Source organism: Maribacter confluentis, from assembly GCF_030505015.1.
GTDB lineage: Bacteria > Bacteroidota > Bacteroidia > Flavobacteriales > Flavobacteriaceae > Maribacter > Maribacter sedimenticola.
In genome coordinates, this window is the sequence record NZ_JAUKUC010000001.1 from 2,153,914 (window position 1) to 2,171,213 (window position 17,300).

Here is a 17,300-nt window from a genome sequence, read left to right on the forward strand (position 1 = left end):
CATAGATAATGAACGCCCCTGAATTTAGGGGCGATTCTTTGATTTTAATTTATATAAATGGACCAAACTTTCGGTAAAAAGGAAAAGCTTAAAAGTAAAGTGCTTATCACCAAACTGTTTGATGAGGGCAAGGGTATTTCCAGTTTTCCGTTAAAGTTGATTTATTTGCCCGTTACCAACCACTCCGTTTCCTTTAAAACTGGCGTTACCGTTTCTAAACGAAACTTTAAAAGTGCGGTAGATAGAAATAGGATTAAGCGTTTGCTTAGAGAGGCCTATAGGCGTAATAAAGCGCTGGTTTTTAACAATACGGATGGCAACTATGCGTTTCTATTTTTATACCTTGGTAAGGAAATGCCATCCTTTGAGCAATTAGATCATAAAATGAAGCTCGTTTTAAATAAGTTTAAGCTACAGATCAATGAAAAAAATACTCAGTAAAAAAATACTTGTTCCCATTATTGCTGTTGCCTTTCTTTTTATAGGTAGTAGTTATAAAAGTGATTTTTTTGAAATAGCTAAGCAAATAGAAATTTTTACCACACTGTTCAAAGAATTGAACATGAACTATGTAGATGAGACCAACCCTGCAGAATTAATGGATACCGCCATCAAAAATATGCTGGAAGAGTTGGACCCCTATACCAAATTCCTAAATGAACAGGATGTTGAAACGTATCGAATAAACAATGCGGGGGAATATTCCGGTATTGGTGCCTTGGTACGTACCTACAAGGATAAATTGTTGATCATAGAGCCACATGAAGGTTATCCTGCTGATAAAGCCGGTTTAAAGGCCGGTGACGAGATAATACAGATCGGAGATATCAAAGTGGCGGATTTTGAAGATAACGCAAGTGAGCTTTTAAAAGGGGCTAACGGGTCTTCTATTGACGTTACATATAAAAGACAAGGAGCTTTAAAAACGACCACCATTACACGAGAAGGAATAGAAGTAGATGCCGTTCCCTTCTTTAAACTTATCAATGATGAGACCGGTTATATTGTCCTATCAAAATTTAATGCAAAAGCAAGTGAACAGACCAAGGCCGCTTTGTTGGATTTAAAGGAAAAAGGGGCAAAAAAAATTATTTTGGACCTAAGGGACAATCCAGGCGGTTTGCTTTCAGAAGCTATAAACGTAACCAATTTATTTGTTCCTAAAGGGGAACTGGTCGTGACCACAAAATCCAAGGTCAAAAAATTCAACAGGGAGTACCATACCAAAAACCAACCTGTTGACGAAAACATACCATTGGTGGTTTTGGTAAACGGCAGTAGTGCATCTGCAAGCGAAATTGTATCTGGAAGTCTCCAAGATTTGGATAGGGCCGTGGTTATGGGTGCACGTAGTTTTGGAAAAGGTTTGGTACAGCGCCCGTTGAAATTAACATACGGCACACAACTTAAGGTTACCATTTCTAGATATTATACCGCATCCGGTCGTTGCATACAGGCTCTTGATTACTGGAATAGGGATGAAGGAGGAAACGCCGTAAGAAATACCCAATTCAATGATTTCTTTACCAGAAACGGTAGAAAGGTACAAGACGGTGGTGGTATATTACCCGATATTGAAATAGCTACGGTCAAAACCAATGACCTTACCTTGGCCCTGCTTCAAAACAATGTCATCTTTGACTATGCCACTGATTTTCATTATAAAAACGATTTTGATCAGGTTACCGATTTTAAATTTACCGATGCTGATTTCAATGCGTTCAAGAATTATGTTAAACAAAGTAATTTCTCATTTGAGACCAAAGCCGAAATAACCATTAAAAAGGCACTCTCCGGTAATGAAAACGATTTTTTAGGTACTGATGTCAAGGATAGTTACAAGACACTACTGGCCAATATTGAAAAGGGGAAAATCAACGCATTGGATAAATACCAAAGCGAAATTCAAAAAAACCTGGAAGACGAAATCGTTAAGCGCTATTTTTATAGGGATGGATTATATCAATATTACCTTAAAAACGATGATGCCATATTGGCCGCTACGGAATTATTGCAAAATACGGGCAAATACAATAATGTACTAAAGTAATTTTGTATAGTTTTTAATAGCTACAGGATTTCATATCGGGAATCACATAGTAGTCTTTAAAATTTTTTGCCTTAGGATCCATACATCCTTTTAAATTCTTTATTTTAATATTTTTAAAATCTATAGGTTGACCTTCACTTTGCAATGCGATCAAACCTTCTTTTAATGTTTTACCATCTTGTTTTAGACTAGGATTAAACCCTTTTACCACACCACCACCTATTTGGGGTTTGGTATATTGCAATACCGTTTTTCCATTAATGATATGTGTAATTAACGAATCATGCAGCACGATCAATTCTGCTGTAACCCATTGATCCCCATAGTACGTATCAGAGGTAGAGTTTATACAGTGCCTAGGGTCTATTTTACCTTCATACACCACATCTGTACCCGGAGAACACATATTACCTGTAGGACGCTCTTTGCCCTCTTCTATACCCGCCAAAAACTGCATTTCTACGGAAATTGGCCAGTCTTGCTCCTTTAGCATTGTTCTTGGGTCTTGGGAGTGGAACATAATGCCACTGTTTAAAAGGGTATAGTCCGGAGCACCTGGGTGTAATTCTCCCACAAATCTATATTGCATTGTTAAATGAAAATCTGAAAAAGGTCTGTCATAATATAAATGTGAAAAACGATCGTTAAACTCCCCTTCATATTGATCGTAACGCACTTTTATCATTCCATCTTCTGCACGAAAAGTATCCCCATAATTATCCCCTACCTCGTAGTGGTGAATTTTTGTGGTCCATCCTTTTAAATTTTCTCCATTAAACATGTTTTCCCAATCATCTTGGGTTTGTTGAGATTTTATAACTCCACAGCCAATTAATAACAATAACGCTGTAATAATTAAGCTGGTCCTTAAAATTTGTTTTTTCATCTTTAAATATCTTACATCTATTGGTAACGTACACCATTCTGATAAATTAAATGAAAACCTTGAATAGGTTACATCTAAATAACATTTATGTCTGTATATAATAATCTTAATTGCTCACTAAAAGTACTGGATTTTAATGGAAAAAATTAACGTTCATATTTTATAGCTACTTTTAATATGGACAAACTAAAACATCTAGCCATCAACCTTACAAATTATGCAAAACAAAATAGTAGTACTAACCTGTTTCTTATGCTGTCTTTTTAACCAAGCTCAAGAAACGAAAAAAGATACACCTCCAAAACCAATACCCGAAGCCAAATCTTTTGTTACAACGCACAAAGGAAATTTTGGAGGGGAAACCCTTGAGTACACCGCTACCGCAAAAGAGACTTTTCTAACAAATAAAGATGGAGATTCCATAGCCACATTTTGGTCTGTTGCCTACACCAAAACCAATATGGGAGATGTTACTAAAAGACCTGTAACTTTTGTTTTTAATGGCGGCCCGGGTTCTGCTTCAATGTGGTTACATATGGGGTTTTTTGGGCCTAAAATTGTCCAAGTAGATTCTGATGCAAAAAATGATGATGGGGCCGCACCGTATAATTTAATCCATAATGAACATGGGTTATTGGATATTACGGATTTGGTTTTTATTGACCCCGTAGGAACCGGCTATAGTAGATTGGTTGGAAAAGGGGAAGGCAAAGATTTCTACGGACTTAAAGAGGATGTAGATTCTTTCGCTCAATTTATCCGAAAATGGGTTACTGAAAACAAACGTTGGTTTTCACCTAAATATTTAGCAGGTGAAAGTTATGGAACAACCAGGGCCGCTGCTTTAGGAAAAGCCTTAGAGGGATCCGGTCAGAATATGGCGCTGAACGGAATGATCTTAATCTCACAGGCTTTAGATTATGCCGGCTCTACATCAGTACCCAATAACATTACTTCATTTATCACCTATTTACCCAGTATGGCTGCTACGGCATGGTTCCACAAAAAAGCCGGTCAAGACAAATCATTGCAAAGTTTCATTAACGAAAGTCGTGAATACACTTATAACTCCTATATTTCTGCATTACATAAAGGCAATTTACTTTCTAATGAAGAAAAAAACGCCATCGCTGAAAAACTGGCCTATTTTACGGGGTTGAACAAAACCTACATTCTTCGCTCCAACCTTAGAATTCTTATGGGCCGTTTTCAAAAACAATTATTATTGGATAAAGGTTTGGCAATTGGTCGTCTTGACGGTCGTTTTATGGGCAATGAGGAAGATAAAGTTTCTGAAAAACCTCATTTGGGTGATGCTGCCAGTTATCAAATTAGCGCTGCGTATACCGCTAGTATCAATCATTATTTTGCATCAGAATTAAACATAGAAATGACTAGACCGTACATTACTTCGGGTGGGGGTTCCAATTGGAGGTGGAGAACTGTTCCAGACAGCCAATATTGGGAACCTATGCCTGTTAATACGGCACCGGATTTAGGGGAAACCATGCGCAGAAACACGGCTATGAAAGTTCTGGTAGCAAGTGGGTATTATGATTTAATTACTCCTTTTTTTGATGCTGAATACACTTTTGCCAGAAATGGAATAGTTGGTGAACGTGTACAAATGACCTATTATGAAGCCGGACATATGATGTACACTCACCAGCCTGACTTGATTCAATTAAGTAAAGATATTCGCGAATTTATAACCACAAATTAGAAACAATATACTATGAAGGTTCATTCCTATAATCAATTATTTGTTGTTCTTACCGTTTGCATGCTATTGGGTTGCAACAAAGAGGCCGATAAAAAAACTGATCATAAATATACCACATGGTCATCTTATTTAGGAGATCCTGGTAGAAGCCATTTTACTACCCTTGACCAAATAACACCTAACAATGTTTCACAATTAGAAATAGCTTGGCGATATAACGCTCCAGACTGGGGACAAATGCAAATGAATCCTTTAGTTGCTGATAGTATAGTATATGGGGTAACCGCGGCATTGCGGGTTGTTGCCCTACATGCAGAAAACGGGGAAGAAATATGGCAATTTGGAGACTCTCTCCAAGTTTGGCATTCTACCAGTAGAGGGGTTTCTTATTGGCAAAAAGGCGATGACAAAAGAATTCTTTGTACGCGAGGTGCTGATCTTTATGCCCTTAATGCACTCACTGGAACACCAATACCATCTTTTGGTACTAACGGAAAAATAGATATGCGGACTGGAATGCCAGAAACAGCTAAAGAAAAGTTTGTTATTTCTAATACCCCCGGTACTGTTTTCAAAGATATAATTGTAATGCCATTAAGAATATCTGAAGGTTCTGATGCAGCCCCGGGCGATGTTATGGCATTTAATGTAATTACCGGTGAGCAAGAATGGGTTTTTCATACCATACCCCACCCAGGGGAATTTGGTTATGAAACTTGGGACGATCCCAATGCTTATAAAAACCCTATGGTTGGTGCCGCCAATAATTGGGCTGGTATGGCCCTAGATGAAGAGGAAGAAATTATTTATGTACCCACAGGTTCTGCTGCTCCTGATTTTTATGGGGGTGATAGATTGGGCAGTAATCTCTTTGCTAATTCATTAGTAGCATTAAATGTAAATACGGGTGAATACCTTTGGCACTATCAATTTACACATCATGATATTTGGGACCGAGATCTCCCGGCCCCACCAAATTTATTAATCGTGGAACAAAAGGGACAAAAAATAAAAGCCATAGCACAAGTAACCAAACAGGGATATGTTTTTGTCTTTAATAGATTAACAGGTGAGCCCTTATTCGATATTGAGGAAATTACGGTTACGCCATCCACATTAAAAGGTGAAGTTGCCTGGCCAACACAACCTATACCAACATTGCCTAAACCTTTTGCACGACAATCTAGCGAGCTAACCCAAGAGGATATTAGTCCTTATGCAGAAAATAGAGAGGAACTTTTAGCATTTTTTAAGTCTGCACAAAAAGAAATATATAGCCCACCCAATCTTCAACCTACTTTATTACTGCCAGGATATGACGGGGCGGCAGAATGGGGCGGCGCTGGAGTTGATCCAGAAGATGGTATTTTATATGTAAACTCTAATGAAATGGCATGGAATTTAACGATGACGGTAAATGAAACAAAAACCAATACCATGCCTTTGGGTGAACGCATTTATAGTAGTAAGTGTGCTACATGTCACCAGATAGATAGAAAAGGTTTGGTTGCTAGTGGTTTTCCTTCTTTAGTTGATATTCATCTTAAGAAAAGTAAAGATGAAATATTGACTATAATTACTCAAGGAAAGGGGATGATGACCGGTTTTCCAACTTTATCAGATTCAGAAAAAGATGCCTTGATCCTATTTCTATTCAATGAAGAGCAAACTTCTTCCAATAATGCAAAAAAGGAAATAACCAACACTACAGAAGAAAACCCTTATCTGCATGGTGGCTACCACAAGTTTTTAGATAGTAATGGTCTACCAGGTATTTCGCCACCATGGGGAACGCTTAACGCTATAGATTTAAATTCAGGTGAATTTTTATGGTCCATACCCTTTGGTGAAACAGTATCACTGAAAGAAAAAGGTTACCCTACTACAGGTACTGAAAACTATGGCGGACCCATAATTACCCAAAACGGACTATTACTTATTGCAGCTACAAAAGACGGTTACTTTAGGGCTTATAATAAATTAACGGGGAAATTGCTATGGGAATATGAACTTCCGGCAGCTTCTTTTGCTACGCCAAGTACGTATGAATACAAGGGCAAACAATATATTGTTCTGGCATGTGGCGGTGAAAAATTAGGAACAGAAAAGGGAAATCAGATTATTGCATTTGCCTTGCCTAACCCTTAATCTCTGCAGCTTTTGTTAATTCAATAACATTTTTATCCTTTTCTTTAAGTAGCCTTTTGGTACGTAAATAACGATTAACATTGTATTCGTCATAGTTAGGAGAATTCTTGTCCACACTACTAATTCTTACCATATCCGATGAATGTATAAATTGGTTGTCCCCGATCCACATTCCTACATGAACTACTTTTTCTGCAGTTGAATCTGTTGCCTTTTTTCCAAAAAACAATAAATCACCTTTTCTTAATGCATCAAAATTTGATAAAGAATCTATGGGACTTCCCGTATGTACTTGTTGAGATGCATCCCTAGGAATAACCATTCCGTTTAAATAATATACCGTTTTGGTAAAACCACTGCAATCTACTCCTTTAGTAGATGTACCTCCCCATAAATAAGGGACCCCCATTAGTGTTTTGGAAGTTTCTACCAGGGCTTCTTCCCCTACATTTAAATTTTGTAACCAAACATTATATTCCTCGGCTTCGGACATAGGTACAAAAGCCGTTCTGCCATCAGGAAATTGAACTTTGTAATTCCCCGAATCCATTTCCAATAATCTAAGTAAACTACCGGCAACCAAATCAGATATCCGGTTTGTTCCGTTAACCGTATCTATAGCATGTGCATAAGTGTTGGTAACTATGATCTTATTACTATTGGTCCATTGGTTTAAATCAGCTTCATTCATTAGAACGATACCACCGGCATCTACCCAGGCCAAATACTGGTCTGGTGTCTGTACCAAATACCAACTTCCTTCTTTTTTTAAAACCTTTACCGTTGTACCCATAATTGCTTGGGTGGCAAGCTCTGCTGAATGTTTGGGACTACTCCTTAAATTAGCTGCAGAAATATTGACCACGGCATGGTTGTAACCCTCTAAATCTATAGAAGGCAAACGTATTACCTCATCCTTAAAATCTATTCCTTTGGATTGGAGGATAGACCTTAAAGAATCTATTGCCTGTGGTTGGTTGCTCTCCCCTTTTAAAACTATCGTTTGTGAACCATCCAAAACATCAATATCAAAAAGAGCGGTTCTTTTATCAGGTGCCACATATTTTTTAAGAACAGCAATCTCCTGTTCAATCATTTCCTTTTCATTACCTGTATTACAGGACATTTGTACAGTAATCAAAATCAGTATAAATGCTTTAAGAAATTGTATTTTCTTCATACCCATTATATTTTGGTAGTATTTCCCTCGTGAATTTATGTAATTTTATCGCAAATGAAGAAACTTAAGGTTATAGAACTTTTTGCCGGTGTAGGCGGTTTTAGATTAGGACTGGAAGCGACCGGTAAATTTGAGGTAGTGTGGAGCAATCAATGGGAACCGAGTACCAAGACACAGCATGCGTCCTTGGTCTATGAAGCTAGATTCGGTAAAAAAAATCATAGTAATACAGATATATCAGAGGTACCAACACATAAAATTCCAGATGCGGATATTTTGGTAGGCGGTTTTCCTTGTCAGGATTATTCCGTTGCGACCACATTACAGAATTCCAAAGGTCTAATAGGTAAAAAAGGTGTGTTATGGTGGAGCATCCATAAAATATTATCGGAGAAAAAGAATCCCCCAAAATATCTTTTTCTTGAAAATGTAGATCGTTTATTAAAATCGCCATCTACACAACGTGGAAGAGATTTTGCCATAATGCTAAAAAGTCTGGATGATCTAGGTTACGCCGTGGAATGGAGAGTTATCAACGCTGCAGATTATGGAATGCCCCAAAGGCGAAGGCGTATTTTCTTTTTAGGATATCATAAATCTACATTGCGTTATAAAACGCTCAAAAAAGCGAGCGCATGGGATTGGATATTTAAATCTAGTACCATTGTAAATGCTTTTCCTATTACAAGTACTACCTCTAAAATAGATTCCTTTGAAATTACGGATGACCTTGTTTCACTTTCAGAAAATTTTAATACAGGAGAAAAATTATCGCCCTTTAAAAATACTGGTTACTTTGTAAACGGAACAGTTTATACGACAAAGACAACTCCTACCTATGAAGGTAAACGAACAGTATTGGGCGATGTTCTAGATGAAGAACCCGTAGCGGAAGAATTCTATATACCTAAAAATGATTATGCAAAATGGGAATACCTGAAAGGTGCAAAAAAAGAAGTGCGTACCGCCAAATCTGGTTTTATATATAACTATAGCGAAGGTAGTATGGTTTTTCCCGATGCATTGTCCAATGCATCACGCACAATAATTACGGGTGAAGGAGGTAAAAGTCCGTCTAGATTTAAACATGTAATACAGACCAATAATGGTTTGCGTAGATTAACTCCAAAAGAAATTGAGCGTTTAAACATGTTTCCTGAAAACCATACTGCACTAGATGGTATATCCAATACCAAACGTGTGTTTTTCATGGGAAATGCCTTGGTAGTTGGTGTGGTCGAAAAAATTGGAGAATCACTTATAGAAAAAATTCATTTATCGTGAAAAGTACTTTTACATCTGATTTGAACAAAGAAAGAAAACTTTCAGTTCTATTGGATGTGTACTATACTAAATATTTGACCCAATACAACACTAAACGTATAGTTGATTATAAACAACAATTGGCCGGTATAGATGTTATCTTTACCCATAAAAAAACCAAGGCTGTCTATTATATAGATGAAAAAGCCCAGTTAGATTACGTTAATGATGACCTGCCTACATTTGCTTTTGAATTGTCTTATTTCAAAAATAATTACCATAAAGAAGGATGGCTTTTTGATACAAGAAAAAAGACGGATTTTTATGCCTTGGTCACTGCAATATATGAGGATGAACCTTCTATTTACACAACATGTAAAATAACATTGGTAAATCGTAAAAAACTTTGCTCCTTACTAGAAGCACGGAAAATTACCAAGACTTCTTTAGCATCCTATTTTAAAAATAGCAACGTAACTCAGGGTAAACTAATAATTAATGAACTTGACCACCGTACGGAAGGTTACCTTTATTTTTCTACGAACACCAAAGTTGAAAAACCAATAAACCTTATTCTAAGATTAGACTTTCTTATTGAAAATGGTTTGGCAAAACGATTGGTGTAAGCCTTTAATATATCTTAACATATTGTTAATCAGTATTTAAAATTTGTAATTCTCCTAAATTATGATATCTTATAAGGTATGGTAAAAGTAGAAAAGTCAGAAAACACGGAATTTTTAGAGAAATCTATACAACATTTAGAAGCCACAGGTTTTGAAAATATCAAGGCAGATATAGAGGGCTATGAAACTCCTAAATCATATTCGAGAAAAGGAAAAGATGATAATATTACACCTGATATCGTAGCTGTTAAAAATGGTAGAAAATATTATTTTGATATTAGTCTAAAATCGCACAGTACAAGATTATTAAAATCTAAATGGCTTTTTTTGGATACATTAAGTAGAATGAATTCCAATAGATTCAGAATAATAACTACCAGGGGGCATTACAAGTTTACGGATACAATGCTTGAAGATATTAACCTAAGTAATAAAACACCCATTAAAATTTAATAATAAAATTTATATCAACTAAAATGCCGCAATGTTGCGGTATTTTTTTTTTAATTCATAATCATTTTAATATGAGGTATACCATCTTCTAAATATTCCTCACCTACCTTTTTAAATCCTAAAGAAGAATAGAATTTTATCAGATAGGTCTGCGCAGATAATTGAATGGTATCTATATTAAAATGTTCCTGTACCCCCTTTATAGAACTTTCCATTATTTCCTTTCCATAACCAAAACGTCTATATCGTTTATCTACAGCTACCCTGCCAATACTAGCTTCCTTAAAATAATCTCCAGGTCCAAATATTCTAGTATAGGCCACTATAATGTTGTCCCGAATACCAATAACATGAAGTGCTTTTTTATCTTTATCATCCAAATCTTGATATACACAGTTTTGTTCCACTACAAATATCTCACTCCTTAATTTCAAAAGTTCATAAAGTTCAGATGTGTTCAGTTCATTGAACTTTTTAATGTGGATATGAAGCATATATAGGACTACTAACGGGTTGTGTTTATATCTTTAGATATTAACTATTTATATTTCAGTTATTTATATAATAACAAACAAGGTTATGAACATAATAATTTCTATACCGGTATCTTTTCAACCCTACGTTCATGTCTACCCCCACTAAAAGAAGTAGATAAAAAAGTCCTCACCATTTCCAAAGCTTGGGGCAAGGAAATATAGCGGGCCGGTAAACTTAATATATTGGCATCGTTATGTTCCCTGGCCAATTGGGTAATCTCTTTGTTCCAACATAGGGCAGCTCTTACATTTTGCTGTTTATTTGCTGTCATACAGGCCCCATTGCCGCTTCCACAAATAATGATTCCCATATCTACATTACCTTTTTCCACATCATAGGCTACAGGATGTGCATGATCAGGGTAATCCACACTGTCCGTACCGTCCGTACCGTGGTTAATAACTTCAATCTGCATTGATTTCAATAAACCAATTATAGCTAATTTGTATTCCGTTCCCGCGTGGTCATTACCAATAGCTACTTTCATAAGCGTATTCATTATAGGTTAATAAGTTCATAGATAATATCCTCGGGGGAAAGATAAAACCTTGCTAAAGGTACGATAATCAGCTATTGACAACAAAATTTAAGTACTACACAACATTTATTGCTAACTTAAATTTAATCGTTGTTAATTACTTCGTTATAAGCAAGATTAGTACATGCATAAATTGTTTAAAAAAAAATGCTCAAAAACTTGCATTTAAGATTTGATAGCTGCTTACACTTTAATTATAAATAAGACGAAATAAATTTTTAGAAAGTGTTAGTGGATTTTCACCAAAAATAAGCTTCACGTTAACATAAAATTTACATTTAGTTATTAAAAAATTCATGTTAATAGTAGTTATAAACGTTTACTCATAACTTCCCAAAATTCTGATTTCCAATTATATTTAAAATGGATAGCATGTCAACAACTTTTGGTATGTCATAAAATCAAGAAAATTATAGATAAGTTATACCAGTTATGAACAAGCTATAATAACCATTTATATTTAATTTAATTTAAAAGAAAAACTGTCTATTATATTATAATTGTTGATAACAGTAAAGTTCTTTATCCTTTCAATAAGAGTTGGTTTATTGGTAGTGGATTATAATTCGTAATTTTCCAACAAATAAAAAGATGAATGTCGAAAAGAAATAAGAAGGCGAAGAACCATAGGACCAATGAAATTACCAAAGGTATTTTTACTGTTCTTGAAAATGAACCGAACAAAAGCTTTAATTACAAGCAAATAGCTGCAAAGATAAATGTTACCGATGCCCAAGATAGAAATACCCTTATAAAAAGATTAACCCAATTAAAGGAAAAAAAGCGTATTCAAGAGGTTGATCGTGGGCAATATAAAGTATTGGAAAATTCAAAAAGTGTACATGAAGGTACCGTAGATGTTACCGGAAAGGGTAATGCATATATTATTGTAGAAGGTATGGACGATGATATTTTCATACCTGCTCATAAATTAAACAAAGCCTTTCATAAGGATAAGGTTGAAGTATATATCTATCCTAAAAAGAAAAGTAAAAAACTTGAAGGAGAGGTTGTTAAGATTTTAGAACGTTTTAAAACAACCTTTGTTGGTATAGTGGATATGCAAAAGACCTTTGCTTTTGTAAGACCTTCTGATTTTAGAATGTATACGGATATATTTGTATCCAAAGATAAATTGGGTGGTGCCAGTGATGGTGAGAAAGTATTAGTTGAAATTACGGATTGGCCAGATGATGTAGATTCACCTTTTGGTAAGGTAACGGAAGTTTTAGGTGTACCTGGAGAACATGATACTGAAATTCATTCCATACTTGCAGAATATGGTCTTCCCTATTCTTTTCCTCCAGAAGTTCAGCATTTTGCAAATCAACTGGATACTTCCATTAAAAGAGAGGAAATTTTAAAACGTAAGGATTTAAGGGATGTTTTGACATTTACGATTGATCCCAAGGATGCCAAGGATTTTGATGATGCCCTTTCCTTTAAAAAATTGGAAAATGGTAATTTTGAAATAGGAATACATATAGCAGATGTGTCCCATTATCTTGAAAAAGATACCATACTGGATGAAGAAGCATATAATAGGGCTACCTCTGTATATTTAGTAGACCGTGTTGTTCCTATGTTACCTGAAGTATTATCCAATAATGCGTGCTCGCTGCGGCCAAATGAAGAAAAGTATACTTTTTCGGCAATTTTTGAATTGGATGATAAGGCTGTTTTAAGAAATCAGTGGTTTGGTAGAACGGTAATCAATTCCAATGAACGTTTTGCTTATGAAGAGGCACAGTATATAATAGAAAATGGAAATGGTGCCATTCCAAAAGAGGTTTCTATAAGGGAAAATGGTGCCTACAAAGTTTCTGATGAGGTTGTAGAGGCTACATTGACCATGAACCGTTTAGCTAAAATAATGCGTGAAAAACGTATGGATAAAGGGGCTCTGTCTTTTGATAAGGTAGAAGTTCGTTTTAATCTAGACGAAAATAGCAATCCGGTAGGGGTATATTTCAAGGAATCTAAAGATGCCAACAAACTAATAGAAGAGTTTATGCTCTTGGCCAATAGAAAAGTGGCAGAATTTATAGGTAAGCAAAAACCTAAAAAGACTTTTGTATATAGGGTTCATGATGATCCGGATCCGGATAAATTAATGGCTCTAAACGGTATTGTATCTAAATTTGGTCATAAACTGGATTTTAAGGATAAAAAATCCATTAGTTCTTCATTAAATCAACTTTTACAGGATGTAAAGGGTAAAAAGGAACAAAATATGGTAGATACCTTGACTATACGTAGTATGAGCAAAGCTATATATACCATAGATAATATTGGTCATTATGGTTTGGCTTTTGATTATTATACCCATTTTACTTCACCAATACGTAGGTATCCAGATGTTATGGTGCATAGATTGTTACAACATTATCTAGATGGTGGTAAATCTGTTAAGGATGAGGAATATCAAAAGAAATGTAAACATTCTTCAGATATGGAATACTTAGCTTCTAGTGCAGAGCGAGATTCTATAAAGTACATGCAGATCAAATTTATGCAAGATCATAAGGATGAAGAATTTAGGGGCGTCATCAGTGGTGTTACCGAATGGGGTATCTATGTGGAAATCATTGCAAATAAATGTGAGGGCATGATAAGAATCAGGGACATAAAAGGAGATTATTTTATCTTTGATGAAAAGCAATATGCCATTATTGGAGAAAGAACTAAAAGAAAATATCAATTAGGTGATGAAGTTACTGTAATGGTAAAAAGTACCGATTTAATTAAAAGGCACCTTGATTTTGCTTTGATTCCCGATGAACAGAAATAATTTGGAACGAATTTTGGTATAAGGTCGCTGAATAAGGGAATTTTTTTTACAAATCCCTATTAAACAAGTTTATACGTAAAGAATGAAACAAATAGCAATTATAGTGTTTCTCTTTGGTTGTATTTTGGTAAATGGCCAGGATAATAAAGTAACCCAGAATCTTGATGCTTTTAAAGAAATTAAGGGTTTTGACGGGTTATCTATCAATCTGATAAAATCAAATGAAAACAAAGCGGTTATTACTGGTGAGAATACATCAAGTGTGGCTATTGTTAATAATAATGGTGTTCTAAAGATTAGAATGCAAATAGGTAAAATTTTTAGTGGTTATAAAACGTTCATAGATGTTTATTATTCCAACCCTTTGGTAGTAATAGATGTTAATGAGGATGCTAGAATTATTACTGAAGATATCATACAGCAAGATGTTCTTGAACTCAAGGCCCAAGAGGGCGGTGAACTTATTGTTCAGGCAGAGGTAGAACAAATGTTGATAAAGTCCGTTTCTGGTGGTATTATAAAAACATCAGGAAATGCCAATCTACAAGATGTGCAAATAAATACAGGTGGTGTTTATGAAGGAAAAAATTTTGAAACCAATTTTTCTACCATTAATGTAAATGCAGGTTCTAGAGCAGAAATTAATGCAAGGGACTATGTTAAGGCTACCGTTAAGGCCGGTGGTGAGGTACTTGTATTTGGCAATCCTAAGAAATTGGAGGAAAAAACCGTTTTTGGTGGAACTATAAAAAGAATGTAAACTTACATGTTAGAAGATATCCAGGCTGCAATTCCTTTAGGCTTTTTTCTAAGCTTTATGGTAGGCCCTGTTTTCTTTGTTTTATTACAGACTAGTGCGGTAAAAGGATTTAGGGCTGCAATAACCTTTGATTTAGGTGTTCTTTTGGCCGATGTTTTATTTATAATACTTGCTTACTTTAGTAGTTTTCAGCTTCTTGAAAATTTAAGTAACCAACCGGGTCTATACGTTTTTGGCGGTGTTATTTTATTGATATATGGTGTATTTACTTTTTTTAAAGTGGGTAATATTACCTTACCGGATGAGTCTAAACGTATTAGAAAATCTGATTTTCTCGGATTGTTTATTAAAGGTTTTCTTTTAAATTTTATCAATATAGGTGTTCTGGTATTTTGGCTAGGTATCATCATAATAGTTGGACCTAGTTTGGATAACCAACCTAATAGGTTCATAACTTTTTTTGCTACCGTATTGTTGTCTTATTTTGTAACGGATATTTTTAAAATATTACTTGCCAAGCAGTTAAAGAGAAAACTTACGGTAAATCGTATTAAATGGATAAAGAAGATAATTGGGATTATATTGATAATATGTGGTATAGTTTTGATTGTAAAAGGATTTTTACCTAAAAACCAATTTGATATAGAAAAGAGGTTGGAAAATCTGGAATATAGTATAGTAGAATAAAAAAAGCCGGTAGAATTACCGGCTTTCTTAACTATTTTGGAAGATTACTTCTTGTATTTGTCGTTTAATATTTTAACAATTTCATCGGTTAAATCATTAGCTTCCGTACCATAAAGAACACTTCCACCATCTCCGCCACCTAATATATAGGAATAACCATTGGCTTTACCATAAGCCTTTATTTCTTTTTTTACGGAAGATACAATACTGTCCATTTCAGTTTGTCCTTCTATTTGAAGTTGTTGATCTTGTTGCTGTAATTGTTGACCTATCATTTGGCCTTTTTGCTGCATTGCTGCATATTCTTCTTGGGCCTTGCTTTGAGACATAGATTGTGCCTTAGTTTGAAAGGCTTGTGCTTCCATTTGGAAAGCCTGTGAAATACTATCTCTTCTTTTAGCAAGTACATCTGCCCTTTCTTTAAATTTAGCTTCAACATCGATTTTTTGTTGATACTCGTCCATCAATTTAACATTATCGACATATCCTATTTTTTCTTGCTGGCAAGATGCCAATAATACAAATGCCAATAATACAATTACGTTTTTCATTTTTTTCATTTTTAGATGTTGCAAAAGTAGTAAAGCTTTTTATATTGGTAATTGTATATTAAATAGATATCTACTAGAAATTTAGTAATTATTGATATTAGTTATTATAAATTATTTTAATATAAGTAATACTGATAATATTTTACGTTATATAATGTATTTTAATGGGTTTTTTATAATTAGCTATATAAATACCTACTTTATTAATAAATATTTGTTTAAATAGCTTTAAAATGGATTTTATCCTCTTTGTAGGGTATAAATTAACGAAGAATACTGTCCAGTGCGTCTAGCTTCTAAATTTGATTGCCATCCTCTGTACATAGCATTAAAATAATTAGTTTTTCCATTTTTATATTTTTCGGATAAAATGGATACGTAATAGGAGTCAAAATACATTGGGGTGATTTTTTTAATGTTCAACCCTTTTTTCTTAAAAAGTATTTTTATGGAGTTTTTGGAAAAATGCCATAGATGTCTGGGAACATCAAAAGCGGCCCAATGATGTTTGTAATACTTTGCATCATAGGATTTATAATTTGGTACAGCTATGATTAAGGTACCTCCTACTTCAAGCAAATTATCTAGCTTTTCTATCTGTTCCTCTAAATTAGGAAGATGTTCTAGTACATGCCATAAGGTAATAAGGTTGTATTTTTTATCACCTAAATGTTCTATGGATTTAAAAATTTCTAAGTCTTTACTTTGAGCTTTTTGTCTAGCAATAGGATTAATTTCAATTCCGGTCGTTGTCCAGTTTTTTCTTTTGGCTTCATTTAGAAAATCTCCTGTTCCTGTACCAATATCCAATAACGTTTTTGATTCATTTTGGTATTGTGAGATGAATTTAATTTTTTTATTTAGTGTATATTTCTTTACAATAAAATAGATTTTATCTAAAAATTGTTTTGATTCATCTTTATGTGAAATGTAAGATTCTTCTTTATAATATTTTGAAATATCTTTAGGTTGAGGCGTTGTTATAAGCATATCTAAAGAGGGTTCGTATTCTAATATAAACGATTCTTTACTTATAGAATAGTCCTTCGTTTTAATATAAACCTTTTTTTCGGACATAAAATTGCTGTTGTTTATTTTCATATTTTA

The 17,300-nt window shown here is 34.6% G+C and carries 16 protein-coding genes; 10 read left to right on the forward strand and 6 right to left on the reverse strand.

The features are described from left to right. Nucleotides 1–57 precede the first annotated feature (57 nt). Together rnpA and Q2T41_RS09505 are read left to right on the forward strand one after the other, a co-directional pair. Nucleotides 58–441: a ribonuclease P protein component gene (gene rnpA, locus Q2T41_RS09500; RefSeq protein WP_304435881.1), complete on the forward strand. Its 384-nt coding sequence runs from the start codon at nt 58–60 to the stop codon at nt 439–441. After that, a complete protein-coding gene (locus Q2T41_RS09505) occupies nt 422–2,050 on the forward strand; it encodes a S41 family peptidase (protein ID WP_304435882.1) in 1,629 nt (542 codons plus the stop codon). The genes rnpA and Q2T41_RS09505 overlap by 20 nt, the downstream gene beginning before the upstream one ends. A 13-nt stretch (nt 2,051–2,063) precedes the next feature. Here Q2T41_RS09505 and Q2T41_RS09510 read toward each other — a convergent pair whose 3' ends face one another. Continuing rightward, nucleotides 2,064–2,936, reverse strand: a complete 873-nt coding sequence (locus Q2T41_RS09510; protein ID WP_304435883.1) for a 3-keto-disaccharide hydrolase — start codon at nt 2,934–2,936, stop codon at nt 2,064–2,066. A 217-nt stretch (nt 2,937–3,153) separates the two neighbouring features. On the opposite strand from Q2T41_RS09510, the gene Q2T41_RS09515 reads away from it, so the two are divergent. Further along, nucleotides 3,154–4,659 (forward strand): S10 family peptidase, encoded by a 1,506-nt coding sequence (locus Q2T41_RS09515; protein WP_304435884.1) that lies wholly within the window; start codon nt 3,154–3,156, stop codon nt 4,657–4,659. 12 nt (nt 4,660–4,671) lie between these two features. Next, nucleotides 4,672–6,807: a pyrroloquinoline quinone-dependent dehydrogenase gene (locus Q2T41_RS09520; protein ID WP_304435885.1), complete on the forward strand. Its 2,136-nt coding sequence runs from the start codon at nt 4,672–4,674 to the stop codon at nt 6,805–6,807. Here Q2T41_RS09520 and Q2T41_RS09525 read toward each other — a convergent pair. After that, entirely contained in the window at nt 6,797–7,987 is a 1,191-nt protein-coding gene (locus tag Q2T41_RS09525) for a C40 family peptidase (protein ID WP_304435886.1), read from the reverse strand. The genes Q2T41_RS09520 and Q2T41_RS09525 overlap by 11 nt on opposite strands. Before the next feature lie 54 nt (nt 7,988–8,041). Between Q2T41_RS09525 and dcm the strand changes: the two genes are divergently transcribed. From dcm to Q2T41_RS09540, 3 genes are all read left to right on the forward strand, one after another. Further along, nucleotides 8,042–9,271 (forward strand): DNA (cytosine-5-)-methyltransferase, encoded by a 1,230-nt coding sequence (dcm, locus tag Q2T41_RS09530; RefSeq protein WP_304435887.1) that lies wholly within the window; start codon nt 8,042–8,044, stop codon nt 9,269–9,271. Beyond that, nucleotides 9,268–9,876 carry a hypothetical protein gene (locus Q2T41_RS09535; RefSeq protein ID WP_304435888.1) on the forward strand — a complete coding sequence of 203 codons (609 nt, stop codon included), beginning with the start codon at nt 9,268–9,270 and terminating at the stop codon, nt 9,874–9,876. Before dcm ends, Q2T41_RS09535 begins: the two co-directional genes overlap by 4 nt. 78 nt (nt 9,877–9,954) lie before the next feature. After that, nucleotides 9,955–10,329, forward strand: coding sequence for a hypothetical protein (locus Q2T41_RS09540; protein ID WP_089261212.1), 375 nt, complete (start codon nt 9,955–9,957; stop codon nt 10,327–10,329). Between the two features lie 50 nt (nt 10,330–10,379). Here Q2T41_RS09540 and Q2T41_RS09545 read toward each other — a convergent pair whose 3' ends face one another. Next, nucleotides 10,380–10,823, reverse strand: a complete 444-nt coding sequence (locus tag Q2T41_RS09545) for a GNAT family N-acetyltransferase (protein WP_089261213.1) — start codon at nt 10,821–10,823, stop codon at nt 10,380–10,382. A gap of 101 nt (nt 10,824–10,924) precedes the next feature. Then, on the reverse strand, nt 10,925–11,353 hold the full coding sequence (locus Q2T41_RS09550; protein ID WP_304435889.1) for an RpiB/LacA/LacB family sugar-phosphate isomerase: 429 nt from the start codon (nt 11,351–11,353) through the stop codon (nt 10,925–10,927). A 646-nt stretch (nt 11,354–11,999) separates the two neighbouring features. On the opposite strand from Q2T41_RS09550, the gene rnr reads away from it, so the two are divergent. The 3 genes from rnr (at nt 12,000) to Q2T41_RS09565 (ending at nt 15,642) form a co-directional block, all read left to right on the forward strand. Beyond that, the gene (gene rnr, locus Q2T41_RS09555) at nt 12,000–14,195 is read left to right on the forward strand and encodes a ribonuclease R (protein WP_304435890.1); all 2,196 of its coding nucleotides are present in this window, start codon (nt 12,000–12,002) and stop codon (nt 14,193–14,195) included. Nucleotides 14,196–14,277: 82 nt separating this feature from the next. Then, nucleotides 14,278–14,955 carry a head GIN domain-containing protein gene (locus Q2T41_RS09560; RefSeq protein ID WP_089261215.1) on the forward strand — a complete coding sequence of 226 codons (678 nt, stop codon included), beginning with the start codon at nt 14,278–14,280 and terminating at the stop codon, nt 14,953–14,955. Between the two features lie 6 nt (nt 14,956–14,961). Further along, complete coding sequence (locus Q2T41_RS09565; RefSeq protein ID WP_144803647.1) at nt 14,962–15,642, forward strand: LysE family translocator; 681 nt, start codon at nt 14,962–14,964, stop codon at nt 15,640–15,642. 44 nt (nt 15,643–15,686) lie between these two features. Here the strand turns inward: Q2T41_RS09565 and Q2T41_RS09570 are convergent, their stop codons facing one another. Both Q2T41_RS09570 and Q2T41_RS09575 read right to left on the reverse strand, forming a co-directional pair. Beyond that, nucleotides 15,687–16,193 carry an OmpH/Skp family outer membrane protein gene (locus Q2T41_RS09570; RefSeq protein WP_304435891.1) on the reverse strand — a complete coding sequence of 169 codons (507 nt, stop codon included), beginning with the start codon at nt 16,191–16,193 and terminating at the stop codon, nt 15,687–15,689. Nucleotides 16,194–16,433: 240 nt separating this feature from the next. Further along, on the reverse strand, nt 16,434–17,294 hold the full coding sequence (locus Q2T41_RS09575; RefSeq protein WP_304435892.1) for a class I SAM-dependent methyltransferase: 861 nt from the start codon (nt 17,292–17,294) through the stop codon (nt 16,434–16,436). Nucleotides 17,295–17,300: the final 6 nt, after the last annotated feature.